The organism is Micromonospora craterilacus (genome assembly GCF_003236315.1).
GTDB classification, from domain to species: domain Bacteria; phylum Actinomycetota; class Actinomycetes; order Mycobacteriales; family Micromonosporaceae; genus Micromonospora; species Micromonospora craterilacus.
Window position 1 is genome coordinate 1 of sequence record NZ_POTY01000464.1, and the last position, 1,564, is coordinate 1,564.

The following is a 1,564-nucleotide window of genomic DNA, read 5'->3' on the forward strand; positions in this document are numbered from 1 at the left end:
GCCCCAAGGAGGTCAAGGTCTGGCTGCCCGGTGACGAGCTGACCCGGGTCATTCCCGCACCCCCCGGCGTCGGTCTCCCGGGTGCCGGGCGACTGCGCATGGTGGCGCCGGCATGAGCGAGCAGAGCGAGCGAATCGTCAGGCGCAGTGCGGTGGTGCCTCGTGGCGGCACGGAGCGCAGCGGAGTGCCGGCATGAGCGAACCGGCTCGGACTCTGCTGCTCTGGTGTCCGGACTGGCCGGTCCTCGCCGCCGAGATCGTGGACGGGGTGTCCGCCACCGGCCCGGTCGCGGTGCTGCACGCCAACCGGGTGATCGCCTGCTCCGAGCGGGCCCGGGCCGAGGGGGTGCGCCGGGGGTTGCGCCGGCGGGAGGCGCAGGGGCGCTGCCCGCAGCTCACCGTCGTCGACCACGACCCCGGCCGGGACGCCCGGGCCTTCGAGCCGGTGGTGGCCGCGGTCGAGGAGGTGGCGGTCGGGGTCGAGGTGATCCGTCCCGGGGCCTGCGCGTTGGCTGCCCGGGGGCCGAGCCGGTATCTCGGCGGCGAGGAGGCGGCCGCCGAGCGGATCGTCGAGCACGTCGCGCAGAGTTGCGCGGTGGAGAGCCAGGTCGGCATCGCCGGCGGGGTCTTCGCCGCCGGGCTGGCCGCCCGGGAGGGGCGGATCGTGTCGCCCGGCGGTACGCCGCAGTTCCTGGCCGCCCAGCCGGTCGAGGCGCTCGGCCGGCCCGCCCTGGCCGACCTGTTGCGCCGGCTCGGGGTGCGTACGCTCGGCGACTTCGCCGCGTTGCCCGCCGGCGACGTGCTGGCCCGGTTCGGGTTCGACGGGGCGCTGGCCCACCGGCTGGCCGCCGGCCGGGACGACCGGCCGCTCGCGGTCCGGAGCCCGCCTGCCGACCTGACGGTCACCGCCGACCTCGACGAGCCGATCGACCGCGTCGATGTCGCGGCGTTCGCCGCCCGGACGCTGGCCGAGCGGCTGCACGAACGGCTCGCCGGGTACGGGCTGGCCTGTACCCGGCTCGGCATCGAGGCGGTCACCGCGCACGGCCAGGAGCTGCACCGGGTCTGGCGGCACGACGGCCTGCTGACCCCGGCGGCGATCGCCGACCGGGTCCGCTGGCAACTGGACGGCTGGCTCTCCGGGGCCGGCCGCCGGGGCGGCGGGCCGGCTCGCCCCACCGCCGGGATCATCCGGCTGCGGCTCGTGCCGGACGGGGTGCTTGCCCAGGCCAGCCTGCAACCCGGGCTGTGGGGGGAGACCGGTGCGGAACGCGAGCGGGCGCATCGTGCGCTGAGCCGGGTGCAGGGCCTGCTCGGCCCCGAGGCGGTGGTCACCGCTGTGCTCGGCGGCGGGCGTTCCCCGGCCGACCAGGTCAGTCTGGTCCCCTGGGGCGACGAACGCCTGCCCGCCCGTCCCGGCGCCGCGCCGCTGCCGGGTGAATCCGTCGAGCGCCCCGACACGCGATGGCCGACCGGTACCGGGCAGGCGACCAGGTCCGGGGCCGGAGCCGTGTCCGAGGGGAGGCCGGGCCGGGCCGGAGTCGCGTCCGAGGGGAGGCCGGGCC

Annotated in this window: 1 protein-coding gene; it reads left to right on the forward strand. The window is 77.7% G+C overall.

All coding sequences use genetic code 11. The annotated features are described in order from the left end of the window. Window positions 1-192 precede the first annotated feature (192 nt). On the forward strand, window positions 193-1,564 hold a 1,372-nt coding region (locus C1I95_RS33820; RefSeq protein ID WP_233514067.1), incomplete at its 3' end, for a DNA polymerase Y family protein.